Source organism: Pontibacter sp. Tf4 (genome assembly GCF_014212495.1).
In the GTDB taxonomy this organism is placed as follows: domain Bacteria; phylum Bacteroidota; class Bacteroidia; order Cytophagales; family Hymenobacteraceae; genus Pontibacter.
In genome coordinates this window covers 169,582-188,420 of the sequence record NZ_JACKZC010000006.1, presented here as the reverse complement: position 1 = coordinate 188,420, position 18,839 = coordinate 169,582, and the positions used below count along the sequence as shown (strand labels likewise).

Sequence of the window (18,839 nt, the reverse complement as noted above, 5' to 3'; positions counted from 1 at the left end):
CTATAGTTTGTTGATAATCAGAAGCTATAGTTTGCTGCTGATTTTAAATGCAGCGTAAAAGGAATTTTGCTGCAGCAAGGGGAGTTAATAGATAGGGCCATCTTGGTAAAAAGCATTATTTAGCGTTTCTTTGCAGCTACATGCACTTGCAGATCACATCATTAAATTCGGGGAGTAACGGCAACTGTTATTACATTGGCAACGAGCGCGAGGCTGTGCTGGTGGATGCCGGTATTTCGTGCCGCGAAACCGAGAAACGCATGATGCGCCTGGGCCTGTCGATGCGCAAGGTAAAGGCCATTTTTATCTCGCATGAGCACTCCGACCATATCCGGGGTGTGGCCATGCTGGCAAAAAAGTATAGTTTGCCGGTTTACATAACACCGGATACCCAGTACCACGGTCGCCTGACCCACGAGCCGATTACTGCCATCTCGTTTACCGCTTATGAGCCGGTACAGGTAGGCAATTTAACGGTAACCGCCTTCCCTAAATGGCACGACGCCTCGGACCCGCATAGTTTTATGGTAAGCTACGAGGGCATTAATGTTGGGGTATTTACGGATATTGGCGAACCCTGCGAGCACGTGATCAAGCACTTTGGGCAGTGCCATGCCGCTTTCCTTGAAGCTAACTACGACGACGGACTGCTCGACAGCGGCCGTTACCCGTATTATCTGAAGCAACGCATCCGCAGCAAGCACGGGCACCTCTCCAACGAGCAGGCCCTCACGCTGTTTACCGAGCACAAGCCGGCCCACATGAGCCACGTATTGCTCTCGCATTTATCAAAAGATAACAACAACCCCGGCATGCTGAAACAGCTTTTCGATCTGAATGCTGCCGGCACCGAAGTCGTGATCGCATCGCGTTACCAGGAAACCCCGATTTATACCATTACCAACTCGTTTAAGCCGATAAAGCACTTTAAAGGCGAGCAACTACAGCTGCTATAGTTTCGGAACTATAGTTTGGTTGTGCAGTTGTGCTATCAGTTCCAGTCCCTGGTCCCAGGGGCCGTACCCGGATTTCGGTTCTATGTGGCCGGCATTTTCTATCGTTACCAACTCACTTCCCCAGCAATTAGCAAAATGTTTGGCGCGACTATAGTTTACCACATGGTCGTTGGTGCTGGCCACAACTATAGTCGGGAAAGGCAGATTTTGCAGCGGCAGCGGACTGAAGCCCGTAATGTAGCTGGGATAATCGGGGTTGTCTACATCGCTTGGGGCTACCAGCAGGGCAGCTTTTACCCTTTTGCCAAAGCGCTGGTGCCAGTTAACGATAGCGGCGCAACCTACACTATGGCCAACCAGCACCACCTCGCTCAGGTCAAACTGCTGTAGTTCCTGTTCTATGCGTGCGGTCCATAGGGCGCAGTCGGGCTGGTCCCAGTTGTGTTGGTTGATACGGTAAAACTGCTCCGGGTAAGCTGCCTCCCAGAGGCTTTGCCAGTGGTCGGGGCCGGAGTTTCTGAGGCCGGGAATGTTGATGTGCATGAACTATAGTTCGGGGTATGAACAAAAAAGCCCCGGCTGATCGCTCTGCCGGGGCTGTATGTAAGTTAGATCTTTCGGCCTGCTTTATGGCCTTTGGTAGCATAGTACCAGATAAACAGGTAACATGGCACCAGTATCCAGTAGCCGTGTTGGGTGTCTGTCACTTCGGATAACCTGCCGTATACCAGCGGAAGAATGGCCCCGCCGGCAATACCCATGATCAGCAGCGACGAACCGATTTTAGTGAAGCGGCCGAGCCCTGCAATAGCCAGCGGCCAGATAGCCGGCCACATCAGCGAGTTGGCCAGACCCAGCAGAGCGATGAACAGCACCGAGGTATAACCACTTGTAAGAATGGCAGCCACCGAGAACAGCACGCCCAGGATAGCCGATAGTTTTAATGCCACATCCTGTTTCAGGTATTTCGGGATAGAGATGATACCGATGACGTAGACCAGCAGCATGGCACCTAAGGTAAACGAGGCAAAGAACTTGGCATCTTCCAGCGAAAACCCGTTCTCAACACCGTAGCTGATAATGGTATCTACCGCAATAACTTCAACACCTACATACAGGAACAGCGCCAGTACGCCCAGCAACAAATGCGGAAACTGCAGTACACTTGTTTTGCCTGTGTTGGCCATGGCTATAGTTTCGTCTTCCTGGTCGGTATCTACTTCCGGCAAGCTCGACCACAGCACCAGCACCGCCAGTATGCCCAGTGCTACTGCCATAAAAATGTAAGGATTTATCACGCGGGCGGCCAGGGCATTCAGTTCGGCGGCTTTCTCCTGCACGCTCATCGAGTTAAGCTGACCCACCAGCGCATCCAGCTCGTTGGCATCCGAGAAAATAAAGAAACCCAGCACAATAGGAGCGATAATGCCGCCCACCTTGTTACAGATACCCATCACACTGATGCGTTTGGCAGCGCTCTCGGCAGGTCCCAGGATGGTGATATACGGGTTTGATGCTGTTTGCAGCAAGGCCAGGCCGGTACCCTGCACAAACAGGCCCAGCAAAAAGTAACTATAGGTGCGCTCCAGGGCAGCCGGTATAAATATCAGGGCGCCCAGCGCCATTACTGCCAGCCCGGCCGCCATGCCTTTCTTAAAACCAGTCGCCTTCAGCACCCACGCCGACGGAATAGCCATCACAAAGTAGGAGATGTAAAAGGCAAAGGTCACAAAATACGACTCGAAGGTGGTGAGCTCGCAGGCGATCTTAAGATAGGGGATCAGGACCGAGTTGAGCCAGGTCACGGAGCCGAAAATAAAGAACAGCGCACCAATGATATAAATGGCACGGGAATCGTTACGTTTCTCTAAATCCTGAGACATCGTGATTTCAGTTTTAACAGACATAAAAAGGTTGCGTAAAGGGTGTTCAAGATAAGTTATTTTTTGGATAACTCATTTATGTGCAGGCCCGCGTTAATTAAAAAGTGCAGAAAGGCCGCTGTCAAACTATAGCAGTGGCAGTGCTAGTTGTATGAGAGCAGAAATGAGGTGGTTACAGGACGGGAGAATAGCTTACATGAATTTACCGGTCACTACGTTGTAGGCCCTTCCTTTTGGTAGCACGTGCATGATCAGGTTCTCTACGCAGAGCGGGTCCCCCCGCTGGATGAAGTGATAAGTGTTCTTTTCCAGCCTGCGTCCATCTATCACCACAACCAGCCCCGAGCCTATCGTTTCGATGCAGTTGTTCCAGGTGATCAGGATGCCGGTATCTTCGCCGAGGCCGATGCCGATGTGGGTAGGATTGGCGGCGATGGCCTCTATAAGCCGCGGAATGCGACGCCGGTTTACAAAATGTGTGTCGATGATCATCTGGTCCAGTATATCCAGGCCTTTAGCAAGCGACACAGTGCCTTTTACCAACGGGTTCGTATCCACAGAGCCACTTATCATGACACCCGATAAGGCCATGGCGCCGGCACTGGTACCCGAGATCAGGAATTTTTCTTCCTGCTGGTATCGTGTTTTCAGGATGTGCAGGGCTTCCGAGCCGCCAAGTACCTCCGCGAGGCGCTTCTGGTCGCCACCGGTAAACATAACAGCATGCGTATTGCGCAGGCGTTCCAGAAATTCGGGGTTACGGGCATCGTCGGGGTGTTGAATGGGCAGTACACCTACATTGTCGCAGCCCAGCAGCAGAAAGGCATCGGTATACACTTTGCCGGCACGTTTAGGGTAAAGCGTAGCGGTGGTAACCACTTCAATGCGGGTGCCGGGGCCGTGCAGCTCGTCGTGTATGCGTTTTAAGATGCCCTGTGCAAATGTTTCCTGCAGCTGTTGCAGGTCCGGCGAGTCGGCATCGGGGATGATGCCTTTGTTCTCGTTGCCGCCAATGGCTACTATTTTTCCCTTCGGAGCTTCCATAACACGTTGCTGCTATAGTTTGATGACAATAGAACTATAGTTGCCGCCCAACTATAATCTATGTATTAGATACTACGGAAACCGGAAAAGTTACTGCTGCAGCCAACTATAAATTTTCTACAGGTTCCGGACCATATCCTTCAGTTTGCGGGCGTCGGTTACGGCATTGCCCAGTATGGTGTTGTTAAAGAACACCCACACCTCCTTGCCATCTTCCAGCCAGTCTTTCACCATATAAGCATAGCGCTCCAGTTTCTCATCCGGGTAGGCCGAACGATACATTTTCTCATCGCCGTGCAGGCGCAGGTAGGCCGTGTTGGTGGTAGTTACTTCTATTCCCGGAAAGCGTTTGCCGGCGCTGGCCATTACGGTAGAGATCTCATAATCGCGCAGCAGGTCCAGCGACTCCTCGGTGAACCACGACGTGTGGCGGGCTTCCAGGGCAAAGACCTGGTCCGGGTATTTCCGGCGGAGTGTTCTGTAAAAGTCTTCGGCCACCGGTCTGTTAAACCGGAAACTGCCGGCAATCTGCACCAGCACTGGCCCCAGGCGCTTGCCCATCAAACTATAGCTGGCCATAAACTTATCAAGCGGGGCATCAATGTCCTCAAATTTGCGGTTATGGGTAATTTCCTGGTGCAGCTTGGGCGCAAACTTAAAATAGGGCGGTGTAGTTGCCAGCCACTTCTCTACCGTTTTGGGCATGGTAAAGTGGTAAAAGCTGTTGTTGATCTCGGTGGCATTAAACTCGGTGGCGTAAAAAGCCAGCCTGTCTGCCGATTTCAGTTCGGGTGGGTACAGTACTTCGGGCCAGCGATAGCTCCAGCCGGATGTGCCAACGTACAGATTCGGGATGTACTCCATGGGCATAAACTATAGTTCAGGTTGGGGTTATACGGCTTTTTTAGTCTAAAGCTTGCAGTTTTAGTGGTTTCGGCCGTACCTTTGCATCATCTTTATCAGGATTTATAAAGAAGAGGGGAGAGTACAGGCTCTGCGAACCTCTAGCAACCCGCAACTATAGTTGATATGGTGCTAACTCCTGCCCGCTTTTGGGAACTATAAATTGGTACACATGAACTTACAACACATTACCCCACTTCCTTTTTCAGCTACTCTGTTTGCGGCCGCGCCTGCTGTGGCCCCATGCTGTTGCTGCTGTTGTAGGTAATTATCTCCTCCTTTCCTGTTTTAATTTTCTGCGCCCTGCCCGCTATAGGCTATAGTTGGCGCTCAGGCTGTTTTTCATTTTTTAATTTTTTATGGATCAGATCAAAAAGACTGGCGGATCGGCGCTGGTTCCTTTCTTAGTTTTTGTATTTATTTTTCTGGGTGCCGGCATTGCGCTCAACGATTTTTATGCTCTGCCATCGCCGGTGGCAGTGTTGTGCGGTATTGTGGCTGCGTTTATCATGCTAAGGGGCAGCATTAATGCCAAAGTAGATGCATTTATACGCGGCTGCGGCGATTCGCAGATTATAACCATGTGCGTGATCTACCTGCTGGCGGGCGCTTTTGCTGCGGTGGCCAAGGCCATTGGCGGCGTGGATGCAACCGTGAACCTGGGACTGGCTTACATTCCGGTGGAGTACCTGGGGCTAGGCGTATTCCTGCTGGCGTCGTTTCTGTCTACAGCTACGGGCACCTCAGTGGGGGCCATTGTGGCGCTGGGGCCCATAGTGGTGGGCCTGGCCGAGCAAAGCGGTTCGCCGTTGCCTGTTTTACTGGGCGCTTTGCTGGGTGGCTCTATGTTCGGGGATAACCTTTCTTTTATCTCTGATACAACTATAGCCGCTACCCAAACCCAGGAGTGCAACATGAAAGACAAGTTTAAAGTGAACATCCTGATCGCTGGGCCGGCGGCCCTGCTGAACATCGGGCTGCTGCTGTTTGCCGGTTTCCAGGGCGGGCCGGCTACCGAGGTGTTGCCTGCTGTGCAGGAGCCGGAACTGTTAAAAATTGTGCCTTACCTGCTGGTGCTGGGCCTGGCCATGTATGGTGTTAATGTGTTTGTGGTGCTGTTGTTAGGCATAGTTGCTTCCGGGGTAGTTGGGTTCGCCGATGGCTCGCTGGGTTTGCTGCAATTCACCAAAAATATTTACGAAGGCTTTACCAGCATGACAGAGATCTTCCTGCTCTCGATGCTGACCGGCGGGCTGGCCGAAATGGTGCGCCGGGCCGGTGGTATCCAGTTTTTACTGGACAAAGCAAATACGTTCATTAAAGGTTATAAGTCGGCTCAGTTGGGAATTGGAATGCTGGTAAGCGGCGTGAATAGTGCCATTGCCAACAACACGGTATCTATAGTTGTAACCGGCCCGGTGGCCAAAGAAATAAGCGACCGCTATGCCGTAGACAACCGTAAAACAGCCGCCATTATCGATATTTTTGCCTGTATTGTGCAGGGCCTGCTGCCTTACGGCGCCCAGATCCTGATCATGCTCAGCTTTACCGGCGGGAAACTTTCGTTCCTGGATGTGCTGCCGTATGCCTGGTACCTGTACCTACTGCTGGCCTTCGCCCTGGTCGGCATCTTTACGCCGTTGGTAGACAGGCTGCTGGTGCCTCAAACCCTTAAAGCACCTGCTCCCGCGCCGGTACATCAGTAACTATAACTATAGGTTGTAAGATAAGGGACAGATATTTTTTTCTGGAACGCAGCAAAACTACCGTAAAACCGTAATTGCTGCGTTCCTGTTCGTTAGCACTGTATAGGTTATTGCCAGAAAGGGACGGAAAGGAGCTATAGTTTGTGGCGGCAGAAACTGCTTTACAAAGCAGCGTTTCCTCATTTTATTTTATCTTACACAGGTTTTTTATTATCTGACCTACCCGATGCATTTACCACATCTGATCACAGACCTCGGCCTTATTTTAGCAGCTGCAGGTATAACTACACTCATCTTTAAGAAGTTAAAGCAACCCCTTGTGTTAGGCTACATTATAGCGGGGTTGCTGGTGGGGCCGCATGTCGGTATTTTCCCTACCATAACCGAAACCGAGAACATTACCATCTGGGCCGAGATCGGTGTTATATTTTTACTTTTCAGCCTGGGGCTTGAATTCAGCTTTAAAAAACTGGTGAAGGTAGGGGGCTCCTCGGCCATAATGGCTTTTGTGGAAGTGGTGGTAATGCTGCTGCTGGGTTACCTGACGGGCAAACTCCTGGGCTGGTCTACTATGGACAGTATTTTTCTGGGAGGAATTCTTTCCATTTCTTCTACCACCATCATTATCCGTGCGTTCGAAGAGCTGGGCGTGAAATCGAACAGGTTTGCTGGGCTGGTGTTTGGCGTCCTGATCGTGGAAGATCTGGTGGCCATCCTGTTAATGGTGCTGCTCTCTACGGTAGCGGTAAGTCAGCAGTTTGCCGGCTCCGAAATGCTGACAGCCGTTCTGAAGCTGGGTTTTTTCCTGCTGCTCTGGTTCCTGGCCGGTATCTTTATAATCCCTACCTTTTTGCGCAGGGCCAGCAAACTCATGAACAACGAGACCCTGCTGATCGTGTCGCTGGCGCTTTGCCTGCTGATGGTGATACTGGCCGCACAGGTTGGTTTTTCGCCGGCACTGGGCGCTTTCATCATGGGCTCTATCCTTGCCGAAACAACCAAAGCTGAGAAAATTGAACACCTGATCGCTTCTGTAAAAGACCTGTTCGGCGCCATCTTCTTTGTATCGGTAGGTATTCTAATAAACCCTGAAACGATTGTAACCTATGCCGGGCCGATTGCCCTGATAACTATAGTTACACTTGTTGGTAAAACGCTGAGCATAACCGGTGGCGGCCTGATAGCAGGCCAGGGACTGAAAACATCCATCCAGTCGGGTATGAGCGTGTCGCAGATCGGGGAATTCTCGTTTATTATTGCTACGCTTGGCCTTACCCTGAACGTGACCAGCGATTTCCTGTACCCGGTTGCCGTAGCTGTGTCGGCTATCACCACGTTTACCACGCCGTACATGATCAAACTCTCGTTGCCTGCTTACCAGGCCGTGGAGCGATTGTTGCCTGAAAAATGGAAAAGATCGATCAACGAGTATAGTTCCGGGGCACAGGTTATTAACAGCACCAGCGACTGGAAACGCGTATTGCAATCGTATGCCCTGAACCTGGTGGTTTACTCTGTTATCATCATTGCCATTGTTTTGCTTTCGGCCAGGTACCTGAACCCGCTGATCACGGAAAATGTAGTGGGCGGCCTTGCCGGGGATATTGTTACCACGGTCGTTACACTGGCAGCAGTAGCGCCTTTTTTATGGGCACTGGCTGTGTATCATCCGCAGAAGGAAGCACAGGGACGCTTATGGGCTAACAAAAACTACCGCAGCCTTATTATTGTGCTGGAATTTGTCCGTATCGGCATCAGCATTTTGTTTATCGGTTTCCTGCTGCACCAGTTCTTCCCGGTGCATATTTCCATTTTTGCAGGGCTGGCTATTATAGTTGGGTTGGTGGTGTTCTCTAAAAGAATCCAGAACTTTTACATCCGCATAGAAGAGCGCTTTATGCTGAACCTGAATGCCCGCGAAATAGCCGAAGCCAACCGCATGCACCACACCCTCACGCCCTGGGACGCGCATCTTGTCCGGTTTGATGTGTACCCGAATGCGGTAGTAGTGGGCAGGTCGTTGGTGGAGCTGCAGGTGCGTGAAAAATATGGCGTAAATGTAGCTGTAATAGAACGCAGCGACCGCACCATTATGGCCCCAACCCGCGACGAGATCATCTTCCCCGGCGATACCCTGTACGTGTTCGGGCTCGACGAACAGATCGCAGCATTCCGGGACCTGATAGAGCAGGAGGTGTATGATACCAAAGCAGATGAAACAATAGAAAAAGAAGATGTGCGGTTGCAGCAGTTAGTAGTATCGGGCAGTTCTGCACTGGTGGGTAAAGCTATCCGGCACTCTGGTATACGGGAGGTGACAAAAGGGCTTATAGTTGGCCTGGAACGCAACGGCGAACGCATACTGAACCCCGGCTCTGAACTGGTAATAGAAGAAGGAGACCTGCTGTGGATAGTGGGCAACCCGGGCAGGATACGCAAACTGGAAGCGGTTAAGGCAGAAGCCGTAGCCTGAACTATAGAATGCTGATCCTTTTTGTAACTATAGTTTAGAAGCGCCTGCAACATGCTAAGTACGAATGTGTTTTTATAGTATATTAGCCCGATGAAGTTAAAAAGCAGGCACTATTATATCCGTAAATCGCACCGCTACCTGGGCCTTGTACTGGGCATACAATTCCTTTTCTGGACAATAGGTGGTCTGTATTTTAGCTGGAACGACATTGACGAAGTGCACGGCGACCACCTGCGCAGCGAGAAAAGATATTTCCCGGCCGACCTGCGCCTTATTTCGCCGCAAGTAGTGTTGGATAACCTGAAAACAAACCGGCAGGTGGATTCTGTGGCAGGTATACAGTTGGCAGAGATAAATGGGGAGCCGGTTTACCAGGTGCGCTACTTTACCGGCAACGCCGACCACGCAACAGGCGAAGCAGGTGGGCATTCGGCTATGGCTGCTACCAACCAGAAAGTACAGTTAGCCCGCGCCGCAACCGGTGAATTTATACCTGCCCTAACCAAAGAACAAGCCGTAGCGGTTGCAAGCAACCAGCTGAAAGCCCCTGTTAAAGTAGAAAAGGTGGAATACCTGACCGAAGCAGGAGCGCACCACGAATACCGCGAAAAACCGCTGCCCGCCTGGGCCATCACCTATAGTCAGCCTGCTAACTGTACGGTGTATGTTTCGGCAGAACTGGGCACGTTCCAGGCCATCCGGCACAACCAGTGGCGCATGTTCGATTTCCTGTGGATGCTGCACACCATGGACTACGAAAGCCGCGACAACTTCGGCAATCTGCTGCTCCGCGTATTTTCTGTTTTGGGCCTACTGACGGTAGTGTCTGGGTTTGTGCTGTATTTTGTATCATCGCCGCGCCAGAAAAAGGCCACCGCATACCAGAAAGTAAACCGGTAACTATAGCTCAACTTCGTCCCGGTACACCTGTCCCCAGGTCCATCCATCGGTTTCAATCAATACGGTTAAAAGCGTGCGTGGGCCCTTTAGCTCCTTCTGAAAGGCAGCAACTATAGTTTCTTTGGGTTGTAACGGAATGCCGGCTTCCAGCAACTCATCCAGCTCCGGCTTGGGTGGTTGTTCGTCGGGTTCAGCATCTTTAATGTACTCACTCTTTACCAGCTGCAGGTACTGTTCCAGTGTGTTTTTCAGCATGATCAGCTTTAGCTTGTTGTTTAGCTGCGGATGCACACCATACTGCAAAAGGTAGTAAGTTTCGGCAAGCAGGGCAACCCCCACTGATATAGAGAACTGAATGCGGTGGTTATGAAAGTAATGGATAATAGGGTAGGAATGGTGGTGTGTAATGTGCTGCATCAGCATCTGGCAGATCGCATCCGTGTTCTCATAAAATGAAGAAAAGTCTTTGCCGTTCCAGCTGTTGCGCAGTATCTGGGCAGGCGTATGGCCCATGCTGCTGATGTAAAAACTGAGTTTGCTCTGGTGCTCCACAGCCTGCAGCACTGGTATAAAATAGGTGATAGACGCTGTAATAGAAGCCAGCCCGGCAAAGGCCGTAATGTTGGTAACAAGGCGCCAAAAATCTGTGGTTGGAATATAATCCCCCACACCTAAGGTAGAAAGGGTGTAGCCCGCATAGTAGAGTTGCTCCAGCAGGCTTGCATCTGCATTGGTAGTGCTGTTTTTAATAGCACCTTTATCAGCCATCAGCATTAGCAGCATACTGCCCCAGAGGGTAAAAACCCAGGTTAAAAGTATGGCGGCCAGTATGGCAGAACCCACATAAGACAGTACTTTGGACCTTCCGTTTTTGCGTGTTGCATACAGGAACAACATCCAGATACTTCGGGCAATATAGTTGGTAAGCGAACCTCCGCCGTTGGAGGATACGGTAGTTTTGGTAATATCTAAGGAAACAAGTACAAAGAGCAGGATGCCCAGCGCCAGGTAAATGTAGTTCATACAAAATGAGGTAGGTGCGTTTGCTTAAACGCACAGGCGCGGCAAGTGTTGAACTGCTGCAAAACTATAGCCTGGCAGGTAACTATAGTTACTATTTCTTGCCCTCGCTCGTCTCTGGCGAGTGTGAGCTATTTAGTGGCGTCCCGCCACGTCACACTTTATAAATGGATCAGATAGAACTACAGTGTATAAACTACAGCGGCCAGAGGCCGTGGAATAGCTCACACTCGCCAGAGGCGAGCGAGGGCTACAAAGGCGTAAAATGATGCATGAAAACAGAAAAGGCAGCCCATACAGGCTGCCTTAACTATAGATTGTAAACAGGAATTACTTCTTGCTGTAAACCTCTTCGTTGCTGCCGCATTTCAGCATGGCATCTCCGAAATAGGGGTTCTTAATATCTTTCTCTGCACTCAGCCAGTAAGCGCCCTGGTCGTTGTTGGCCATCGGGCAATGCTGGTAGTACAGGGTTTCGTGGGCAGCGCCAAATGCTTTGGTCAGGGCAAAAGTTGCTTCAGATAATAGCTCCAGCTGCGCGCGCTGCAGTTCCAGGTCAGCAGCCTCTGCCATGGCCGATGCTGCCTGGCGTACTTCGCTCAGTTTTTCTTCGGCAAATGTTTTCTGCTCGCCTTCCAGTGCACTTACATCTACTTTTTTAGCGGCGTCAACTATAGCTTTGGCATCCTGCTGTGCCTTGGCTGCATCCGATGCCACAAGGTTATCTTTCAGTTTCAGGTAGCCGCTTACTACGTCCGATATCTGGTTTTTTACCGGTTCTGCTGCCGCGGTGTAGTCCGGGGCTTCTACCACTACGCTGGTCTGCGCCGGCATTTCATCGCCGTGGGCCATGCCTTCGTGGTGTTCCATGGTCTCGGTTTCGGCAGTTTCGTGCTTGCCGCTCTCGGAGCATGCTGTGAATACAAACGCCGCCAGGGCAGCTGCTACAAACGTCTTTTTCATGATGCGTTTCGTGTTGTTTCGAAGTATAAAGATAAGAATTGATTTGGTGATTCTTAACTATAGTTGGCTGTGCGGCTATAGTTGCTGGTATTGCTTATAGTTGGCTTCAGATGCAAAGTAGAGCACATCGCCGTTCGCGCCGCCCGGCTTCAGGGCAATATACGCCGCTGATTTATCTACTTCTTCGCCGGTTACCGGGTCGGTGGCATAACGTACTTCACGCTGGTTCTGGATGGTTTTTACGCACATCTCGCAGCAGCCATAGTACATCTTATCCTCAAAGGCAACGGGGTACTGTTTTTTGCCCATAAAGGCGTTGTTCACCATACACACCAGGTCTTTGGGCAGGCCGTCTTCTGTCATCAGTTCGGCCGGCGATGCCATGGTGGTCTGGTGTGCAGTGTGCGCTTCGGCCATAGCTGGTGCTGGGGCAGTGGTAGTTTCGGCGGCCTGTGTTTGTGCCGGTTTTTCGGATGAGCAGGAAGCCAGCAACAGGGCAGCTGCGGCTATAGTATAAAGCAGGTTGTTTTTCATGGTAAGCTTATAAATTTAAAAGTTGATCTGTTCTAAAATTACAAAACCCAGCGCCAGGCCTATAGTTGTATAAAGCAGCCATTTCAGCCATGGTTTGCCCGTTTTGTCAGGTTGTTCGTCTCCGGTTTTGCAGCAGTCTTTCATGGTAACTATAGTTAGGATTAATGCTGATGGCTTGCCACAGGGTCGCCACCTTTTTTGAGTACAAATTCGCTGTAGAGCAGGTACGCCCCCGATACCACCACTTTGTCGTTTTCCTTAATGCCTGACAGGATGGCTACGTTCTGGGCACTCTCTTCTCCAAGGGTAACAGGCCGGGCAGCAAAAGTGTTCTTTCCGGTCTGTACCCACACGTGGTTTTTCCTGTTATCGCGGATCACGGCATCGGTTGGGATGGTGAGCGTGTTGCTGTTTTTGCCGGGAAGCGTAATGGTAGCCTGCATGCCCGGCATATAGTTGCCCTGTTTATTGGGTAGTTCGGCACGCAGTACCGCCACCTGGCTACCAGCCCTGAATTCCGGACTCAGGAAAGTAACGTTGGCTGTAACCGGGTCGGCAGCGCCCTGTACTGTTACCTTCACTTCGTCGCCTGTTTTTATCCCGGCAATTTCCTGTGGGTATAGTTCGGCCTCTACCCAGATGCTGCCCAGGTCGCTTAGTTTATATAGTACGCTGCCCTCTGTTACATACTGGCCTTCGGCTGCAGAAACTTCGGTAACTATACCAGATCTGGGTGCCACAAACGTAACGCGTGCATCTGTTCTGCCGGATTTTGCCAGGCCACGGATCTGTCCTTCGGTCAGTCCATAAAGTAAGAGCTTCTTTTTGGCAGCATCCAGGAACGATGCGAACCGCGGATTTTCTTTGCCCAGTTCCTGGTTCTGTTTCAGTGCCAGCAGGTACTCCTGTTGCAGGGTTAGCAGTTGCTCGGAATATAGTTGGTAGAGTGGCTGACCCTGTTTTACCGGCTGGCCTGTCTCTTTCAGGTATAGTTTGTCTATGCGCCCGGCGGCACGGCTGCTGATCACCTCGGTTGCGGTCTCATCCAGTACCAGGCGGCCGGTGAGGATGGTGTTGCTGTTCACATCGCCGTACTTAACCCGCTTCACCTTAATATTGCCCAGTGCAATCTGGCTGTCGCTCAGCATCAGTTCACCGTCCTTATCGCCACCCTTCGATACGGGTACCAGGTCCATGAAGCAGATAGGGCAGGTGCCCGGCTCGTTCTGCACAATCTGCGGGTGCATCGGGCAGGTATAAGTTGTCTCCGTCCCCTCTGCGTGCTTGTGCTCTTCGCCGGAGCAGGCCGCTACAACTATAGCCAGCGTCAGCAGCAGTATGTTTATATATCGTTTCATATCTTAATTCTGAATGAGTGGTTGAGTGAATGAGTGAATTTTCAAATCTCCACATCCCCAAATTTTCAAATCATTTATTAACTCTGATAAAGCTTTCGCTGTCTACCAGGAACTGGGCATTGGCAGCGATTACATCGGTTTGCTGCAGCCCTTTGCTAACCTGAATTTCCTTGCCCTGGGTGGTGCCTGTTGTAACTTCCATGGGTTCGAAGCCGCGTTCTCCTTTTTTGAAAACGATCGTTTTGGTGCCGATGTCCAGCACCGCTTCTTTCGGTATCCAGAGTGTTGGTTCCGTAGTATAGTTCACCTTCCCGCTTACCAGTTGGCCTACCATGGCTGCTTTTTGCTCACCAGGCAGGTATACCCGAACCTTTGCAAAGTTTTCTCCGGCCTGGTAAAATGGCTGAAGGAAGTCTAATTTGGCCTGCAACTGCTGGTCTGGTAGCTGCGGAAAAGTGATCTGCACAGGCGCGCCTTTGGTAAGTGTTTTTGCTTTATCGGCAGCTATGTTGAATTCAGCCCACAGCCGGTTTGGGTTTACTACCTGCAGCAAGGCCTGCCCGGTGCTCACGTACATGCCTTCGCGCAGCTGTATTTCAGATCCGGTAGATGCCGTAGTTTGCGGGGCTGCTGGTGTAGTTGAGGCGCCACCGCCCATCCCATCCATGCCCGACGCCGCAGGAGCAGCAGCCATAGTTTGAGCGGCAGAAGCAGTTGGTGCGGTGGTATTCAAACCGATCACATACCCATCGTAAGGACTATAGATCGCAAAAGTATAACTCTCTTTACCGGTCTTTACCAACTGGTTTATCTGCGCATCCGTAGCGCCTAACAGGCGTAGTTTCTGTTTAGCTGCCTCAATCAGTTGTTTGTCTTCGGGGGCAGAACGCACCAGGTAGGTTAACTCCCGCTGCGCTGTTATCAGGTCCGGACTATAGATCTCCATCAGCTTCTGGCCTTTACGAACGGGCTGGAAATTGAATTTTACCTGCAGTGATTCTATTCTGCCGGCCACTCGTGCAGGAATGGTATACACCCGGTTTGGGTCGTAGCTGATGATGCCTTCCATTGCTATAGTTGCATCCACGCTTTTATGCTCCGGTTTAATGGTAGCTATCGTTGCCACCACTGTTGTGTTGGTTGGTTTCAGCAAAAAGGCCAGGTCTTCGGTAATTTCGATGCCCTCGCTGTGCGCATTTTGTGGCACCAGGTCCATGCCACAGATCGGGCAGGTGCCGGGTTCGTTCTGCACAATCTGCGGGTGCATCGGGCAGGTGTAAGTCGTGCCCTCCGCGTGCTTATGCTCGTCGCCAGAGCAGGCCGCCACAACTATAGCCAGCACCAGCAGCAGTATGTTTATATATCTTTTCATCGTTTCTAATTTTGAATGAGTGGTTGAGTGAATGAGTGAATTTCAATTTTCAAATCTCCACATCTCCAAATTTTCAAATCCTCAAATCAACTACTTCTCAATTTCCTTTTCATAGTTCACCACCATCTGGTAGTATTGCTGCAGGTCATCTAAGTAATCCATCTGTGCCATGTTCAAAGCTTCCCAGGCATCGATCACTTCCGGCAGTTGGGCGCTGTTCTGTTCATAGGCCAGCATGGTTACATCATAGTTCTTCTTCAGGGCCGGCAGTATCTTGTTCTTATAGTTCTCGATGTGGTGGTGCAGGGCGGTTGCTTCAAGGGCCATGCTTTGCGCCATGCCTTCTGCTTCGGCCAGTATGGCTTCGCGCTCCTGTTGCATGGCGTTTATCTCCAGGTTCATGGCCTTGGTGTTGGCCTTGTACATTTTAGACGACCACGGCGCAATTGGTATCGAAACCATGGCCATAGCCGAGAACTGCTGCGGCATCATATCCGACTTAGGGTACATGTGCTCGAACTGAATACTGAAATCCGGTTTGCGTTCCAGTTTCTCCAGCTGCACATTCAGACGCATGCTCTCGATGCTACGATCTATGCGCTGCACATCGCTGCGGGCTGCCGCCAGGTAAGTAGTATCTATAGTTGGCAGCGTGTGCTGATGCATAGCTATAGTTGTATCGATCTTGTAGCGCTGCTCGCGCGGCAGGTTCATCAGCGTGTTCAGGGTAATGTTCTGCTGGGTTATCTGCCGTTCGGTCATCTCGATCATGTTGTCTACTTCGTGCATCCTGGCTTCGGCTTTATAGATGCTGCCAAGCCTGCCCTGGTTATAAGGGTAGCGGATACGCGCCAGCTTCAGCATGTAGTCCATAATCTTGCGGTTATCCTGCAGGGCATCCATTTTCTTTTCCAGCACCACCCAGTTATAGTAAGCCGTTTTAGCCTGTGCCCGAAGCTCGTTATAGGTCACATTCCTGCCAGAACTCTCTATAGCTGCCCTGGATTTCATGTACTTTTCCTTAGCGCGCAGCTTGGCCGGGTTTGGGATGCTTTGCTCTGCTACGATCATGTAAGAGCCTTTGTCGGCATCATCCATCACTTCGGCGCCAGGGTAGGGGTTCATGTAAAATCCACCTCCAACCATAGGGGCCATCCAGCTTTTCGCTCCTTCGGCATAAGCATCCATGGCTTTGGCACGTGTGTAGTACATCTGCAGCATCGGGTTTTGTTTGCTGATGCGCTGCAGCACGCTGTCCAGGTTCATGACCTGCGGCTGTTGTTCCTGGGCCAGGGCAGGAACTATAGTTAGCAGTAAAGCTATAGTTGCGATTAATCTACCCCTGCCCCCTCCGAGAAGGGGAATTTTAAAAGTATATTTTTTAGTGACTAACATCGTAGATCTCAATTTTGCCGTGTTTCTTTAACTCGTATTCTTTGGTCATCTCGAACACCACCGGCGTAACCAGCAGAATGTGGATGGATGACGTAAATACACCCCCGATCAGCGGAAGCACGATGGGCAGCATCACATCAGTACCCACGCCTGTTGCCCACAACACCGGAATCAGACCGAAAAGGGAAACGGAAACAGTCATGATCTTAGGGCGAAGGCGCTTGGCCGCACCCCGGAACACGTATTCGCGCAGGTCCTTTTTAGTGATCGTTTCTGAACTGTTTCCTTTCAGGGCGACCAGGTCGTGCATGGCTTCGTTCAGGTAAACCACCATCAGCATACCGGTTTCCACGGCCATCCCGAACAAGGCAATAAAGCCCACCGCCACGGCCACCGACAGGTTTACACCATAGAAGTAAACTATAAATACCCCACCCACCAGCGCAAATGGTATCGTTACCAGGTTTATAAAGGCTTCCTTCAAAGAGTTAAAGGAGAAATACAGGATCAGGAAAATGATAATGAGTACCAGCGGAATGATGATCTGCAAGGTCTGGTTTGCTCGCACCTGGTTTTCCCACTGGCCGCTCCACTCCAGGTAATACCCATCAGGTATGCCGGTAACTTCCTGGTTTATCTTTTCGATGGCTTCTTCCACGGTGCTGCCCAGGTCGCGGTCGCGCACGTTAAACAGTACGGCTCCGCGCAGCTGCGCATTGTCGGAACTGATCATGGGCGGGCCTTCGGTAAACTTAATATCAGCTACCGACGATAGTGGTATAGTTCCGGCAGATGGCGTCTGGATCGGGATGCGTTTGATGCGCTCTACACTGTTGCGATACTCCTGGGCAAGGCGCACGTTAATGGCGAAGCGCTGGCGACCCTCAATGGTGTTGCCTATAGTTGTACCACCCAGCGCTGACTCAATCAGCATGTTCACGTCATCTACGGTTAGGCCGAAGCGGCTCAGGGCATCACGGTTAATGTCGATCTCGAGGTACTTGCCGCCGGTGATCGGCTCTACGAACAGGTCCCTGACACCTTCCACACCGGTCAAGGCATCACGTACCCGCTCCGACACTGCTGCAATGGAGTCCAGGTCCTGGCCGTAAACTTTTACGCCCACGTCAGTCCGGATACCGGTTGCCAGCATGTTGATGCGGTTGATGATAGGTTGGGTCCAGCCGTTTACTACACCCGGTATCTGCAGCTTGGAGTCCAGCTCCTGAATAATGTCCTGCTTGGTCATGCCTTCGCGCCACTCCGACTGCGGTTTCAGCATAATGATTGTTTCGATCATGCTGATTGGAGAGTTATCGGTGGCGGTGCTGGCTCGGCCTGCTTTGCCTAACACGCTCTCCACTTCCGGCACCGACTTAATGATCTTGTCCTGCACCTGTAGTATGCGCTTGGCTTCGGCATTGGAAATATCAGGCAGCGTTACCGGCATAAACAGGATAGAACCTTCGTCGAGCGGCGGCATAAACTCGTTGCCCAAACTAAAGAGCATCGGTACAGCTACCAGCAGGGCCAGTATGTTCAGACCTATAGTTGTCTTACGCCATTTTAAACACCATTTCAGGATGGGGCTGTACACTTTTTCCAAGGCGCGGTTGATCGGGTTGGCATTCTCTCCTTTAAACTTCCCTTTCAGGAAGAAGGAAATAAGCACCGGCGTAAGTGTGATGGCCACAATCGCATCAACTATAAGAATAAAGGTCTTGGTCCAGGCCAGCGGCCCGAACAGTTTCCCTTCCTGACCAGTTAGCAGGAATACCGGCAAAAAGGAAACAATGATGATTACGGTACTCCAGAACACGCTCGGCCCCACCTGCTTGCTGGCCTTCTCTATGATCCGGATTCTATCTTCTTTTGATAATTTCATGTTATTCTAATTTTGAATAATTGAATTTTGAATAACTGACTATTAGCGGGTCGTGCTCTTTCGTGCTTTTGCCATAACTGATAAGATCTCTGTTGCCTCTTTCATAAGCTGGCTGACAGAATCCCTGGTAGTCGTTCCAGATTCTTCGAGTAGTTCTAACCAGAATAATGTCTCGTCAGCTTCTTCGATCACGATGCTTATCTTTGAATGAAATTCTGCGGACGACCTGGCTCTGCAGGCTGCTCTATAGTTGGCTGCAACTGAAGTTGCAGATCGTAATAACTGCCGCTTCATAATGGTAGCTTCTTCTGTTTTAGGCAGTAGTTTCGAGAAATGAATTACATCAATGGCGAGCTTCTTTGTTCGCTTCTGAAACTGCTCTATAAACTCTTTTCTGTCCGTATTCATCTTATTCAATTATTCAGTAGTCAGTTATTCAAAATTCAA

The 18,839-nt window shown here is 50.8% G+C and carries 17 protein-coding genes and 1 riboswitch; of the genes, 4 read left to right on the top strand and 13 right to left on the bottom strand.

Going from position 1 to position 18,839, the window contains the following annotated elements; translation table 11 throughout:
• Nucleotides 1-140: 140 nt before the first annotated feature.
• Nucleotides 141-956, top strand: coding sequence for an MBL fold metallo-hydrolase (locus H7F15_RS11560; protein ID WP_185197132.1), 816 nt, complete (start codon nt 141-143; stop codon nt 954-956).
• On the opposite strand, the gene H7F15_RS11555 is transcribed toward H7F15_RS11560, so the two are convergent.
• From H7F15_RS11555 to H7F15_RS11540, 4 genes are all read right to left on the bottom strand, one after another.
• Entirely contained in the window at nt 951-1,499 is a 549-nt protein-coding gene (locus H7F15_RS11555) for an alpha/beta hydrolase (protein ID WP_185197131.1), read from the bottom strand. The two genes, H7F15_RS11560 and H7F15_RS11555, sit on opposite strands and share 6 nt — an antisense overlap.
• A 65-nt stretch (nt 1,500-1,564) precedes the next feature.
• Nucleotides 1,565-2,839: a sugar MFS transporter gene (locus H7F15_RS11550; protein ID WP_255481202.1), complete on the bottom strand. Its 1,275-nt coding sequence runs from the start codon at nt 2,837-2,839 to the stop codon at nt 1,565-1,567.
• 192 nt (nt 2,840-3,031) lie between these two features.
• The gene (locus H7F15_RS11545; protein WP_185197129.1) at nt 3,032-3,883 is read right to left on the bottom strand and encodes a cyanophycinase; all 852 of its coding nucleotides are present in this window, start codon (nt 3,881-3,883) and stop codon (nt 3,032-3,034) included.
• A gap of 117 nt (nt 3,884-4,000) precedes the next feature.
• The gene (locus H7F15_RS11540) at nt 4,001-4,747 is read right to left on the bottom strand and encodes a DUF72 domain-containing protein (RefSeq protein WP_185197128.1); all 747 of its coding nucleotides are present in this window, start codon (nt 4,745-4,747) and stop codon (nt 4,001-4,003) included.
• Between the two features lie 99 nt (nt 4,748-4,846).
• Nucleotides 4,847-4,951: riboswitch (SAM riboswitch) on the top strand.
• 194 nt (nt 4,952-5,145) lie between these two features.
• Between H7F15_RS11540 and H7F15_RS11535 the strand changes: the two genes are divergently transcribed.
• From H7F15_RS11535 to H7F15_RS11525, 3 genes are all read left to right on the top strand, one after another.
• Entirely contained in the window at nt 5,146-6,492 is a 1,347-nt protein-coding gene (locus H7F15_RS11535) for a Na+/H+ antiporter NhaC family protein (RefSeq protein WP_185197127.1), read from the top strand.
• Nucleotides 6,493-6,718: 226 nt separating this feature from the next.
• Entirely contained in the window at nt 6,719-8,965 is a 2,247-nt protein-coding gene (locus H7F15_RS11530) for a cation:proton antiporter (protein ID WP_185197126.1), read from the top strand.
• 90 nt (nt 8,966-9,055) lie between these two features.
• The gene (locus tag H7F15_RS11525) at nt 9,056-9,865 is read left to right on the top strand and encodes a PepSY domain-containing protein (RefSeq protein WP_185197125.1); all 810 of its coding nucleotides are present in this window, start codon (nt 9,056-9,058) and stop codon (nt 9,863-9,865) included.
• Here H7F15_RS11525 and H7F15_RS11520 read toward each other — a convergent pair whose 3' ends face one another.
• The 9 genes from H7F15_RS11520 to H7F15_RS11485 form a co-directional block, all read right to left on the bottom strand.
• Complete coding sequence (locus H7F15_RS11520; protein WP_185197124.1) at nt 9,866-10,888, bottom strand: potassium channel family protein; 1,023 nt, start codon at nt 10,886-10,888, stop codon at nt 9,866-9,868.
• A 327-nt stretch (nt 10,889-11,215) separates the two neighbouring features.
• The gene (locus tag H7F15_RS11515) at nt 11,216-11,848 is read right to left on the bottom strand and encodes a DUF3347 domain-containing protein (protein ID WP_221627054.1); all 633 of its coding nucleotides are present in this window, start codon (nt 11,846-11,848) and stop codon (nt 11,216-11,218) included.
• A 75-nt stretch (nt 11,849-11,923) separates the two neighbouring features.
• The gene (locus H7F15_RS11510; protein ID WP_185197123.1) at nt 11,924-12,382 is read right to left on the bottom strand and encodes a hypothetical protein; all 459 of its coding nucleotides are present in this window, start codon (nt 12,380-12,382) and stop codon (nt 11,924-11,926) included.
• Between the two features lie 15 nt (nt 12,383-12,397).
• Nucleotides 12,398-12,526, bottom strand: a complete 129-nt coding sequence (locus H7F15_RS19495; protein ID WP_255481201.1) for a hypothetical protein — start codon at nt 12,524-12,526, stop codon at nt 12,398-12,400.
• 17 nt (nt 12,527-12,543) lie between these two features.
• Entirely contained in the window at nt 12,544-13,740 is a 1,197-nt protein-coding gene (locus H7F15_RS11505; RefSeq protein ID WP_185197122.1) for an efflux RND transporter periplasmic adaptor subunit, read from the bottom strand.
• Between the two features lie 70 nt (nt 13,741-13,810).
• On the bottom strand, nt 13,811-15,112 hold the full coding sequence (locus tag H7F15_RS11500) for an efflux RND transporter periplasmic adaptor subunit (RefSeq protein WP_185197121.1): 1,302 nt from the start codon (nt 15,110-15,112) through the stop codon (nt 13,811-13,813).
• Nucleotides 15,113-15,202: 90 nt separating this feature from the next.
• Nucleotides 15,203-16,507: a TolC family protein gene (locus H7F15_RS11495; protein WP_185197120.1), complete on the bottom strand. Its 1,305-nt coding sequence runs from the start codon at nt 16,505-16,507 to the stop codon at nt 15,203-15,205.
• Entirely contained in the window at nt 16,494-18,392 is a 1,899-nt protein-coding gene (locus tag H7F15_RS11490; protein WP_185197119.1) for an efflux RND transporter permease subunit, read from the bottom strand. The genes H7F15_RS11495 and H7F15_RS11490 overlap by 14 nt, the downstream gene beginning before the upstream one ends.
• Before the next feature lie 42 nt (nt 18,393-18,434).
• Nucleotides 18,435-18,800, bottom strand: coding sequence for a four helix bundle protein (locus H7F15_RS11485; RefSeq protein ID WP_185197118.1), 366 nt, complete (start codon nt 18,798-18,800; stop codon nt 18,435-18,437).
• Nucleotides 18,801-18,839: the final 39 nt, after the last annotated feature.

What these genes read in the sequence shown, in the direction of transcription:
- H7F15_RS11500 (WP_185197121.1), bottom strand. Translation starts at nt 15,112, where the DNA reads ATGAAAAGATATATAAACATACTGCTGCTGGTGCTGGCTATAGTTGTG.
- H7F15_RS11505 (WP_185197122.1), bottom strand. Translation starts at nt 13,740, where the DNA reads ATGAAACGATATATAAACATACTGCTGCTGACGCTGGCTATAGTTGTA.
- H7F15_RS11545 (WP_185197129.1), bottom strand. Translation starts at nt 3,883, where the DNA reads ATGGAAGCTCCGAAGGGAAAAATAGTAGCCATTGGCGGCAACGAGAAC.
- H7F15_RS11550 (WP_255481202.1), bottom strand. Translation starts at nt 2,839, where the DNA reads ATGTCTCAGGATTTAGAGAAACGTAACGATTCCCGTGCCATTTATATC.
- H7F15_RS19495 (WP_255481201.1), bottom strand. Translation starts at nt 12,526, where the DNA reads ATGAAAGACTGCTGCAAAACCGGAGACGAACAACCTGACAAAACGGGC.
- H7F15_RS11540 (WP_185197128.1), bottom strand. Translation starts at nt 4,747, where the DNA reads ATGGAGTACATCCCGAATCTGTACGTTGGCACATCCGGCTGGAGCTAT.
- H7F15_RS11525 (WP_185197125.1), top strand. Translation starts at nt 9,056, where the DNA reads ATGAAGTTAAAAAGCAGGCACTATTATATCCGTAAATCGCACCGCTAC.
- H7F15_RS11515 (WP_221627054.1), bottom strand. Translation starts at nt 11,848, where the DNA reads ATGAAAAAGACGTTTGTAGCAGCTGCCCTGGCGGCGTTTGTATTCACA.
- H7F15_RS11530 (WP_185197126.1), top strand. Translation starts at nt 6,719, where the DNA reads ATGCATTTACCACATCTGATCACAGACCTCGGCCTTATTTTAGCAGCT.
- H7F15_RS11495 (WP_185197120.1), bottom strand. Translation starts at nt 16,507, where the DNA reads ATGTTAGTCACTAAAAAATATACTTTTAAAATTCCCCTTCTCGGAGGG.
- H7F15_RS11520 (WP_185197124.1), bottom strand. Translation starts at nt 10,888, where the DNA reads ATGAACTACATTTACCTGGCGCTGGGCATCCTGCTCTTTGTACTTGTT.
- H7F15_RS11490 (WP_185197119.1), bottom strand. Translation starts at nt 18,392, where the DNA reads ATGAAATTATCAAAAGAAGATAGAATCCGGATCATAGAGAAGGCCAGC.
- H7F15_RS11510 (WP_185197123.1), bottom strand. Translation starts at nt 12,382, where the DNA reads ATGAAAAACAACCTGCTTTATACTATAGCCGCAGCTGCCCTGTTGCTG.
- H7F15_RS11485 (WP_185197118.1), bottom strand. Translation starts at nt 18,800, where the DNA reads ATGAATACGGACAGAAAAGAGTTTATAGAGCAGTTTCAGAAGCGAACA.
- H7F15_RS11560 (WP_185197132.1), top strand. Translation starts at nt 141, where the DNA reads ATGCACTTGCAGATCACATCATTAAATTCGGGGAGTAACGGCAACTGT.
- H7F15_RS11555 (WP_185197131.1), bottom strand. Translation starts at nt 1,499, where the DNA reads ATGCACATCAACATTCCCGGCCTCAGAAACTCCGGCCCCGACCACTGG.
- H7F15_RS11535 (WP_185197127.1), top strand. Translation starts at nt 5,146, where the DNA reads ATGGATCAGATCAAAAAGACTGGCGGATCGGCGCTGGTTCCTTTCTTA.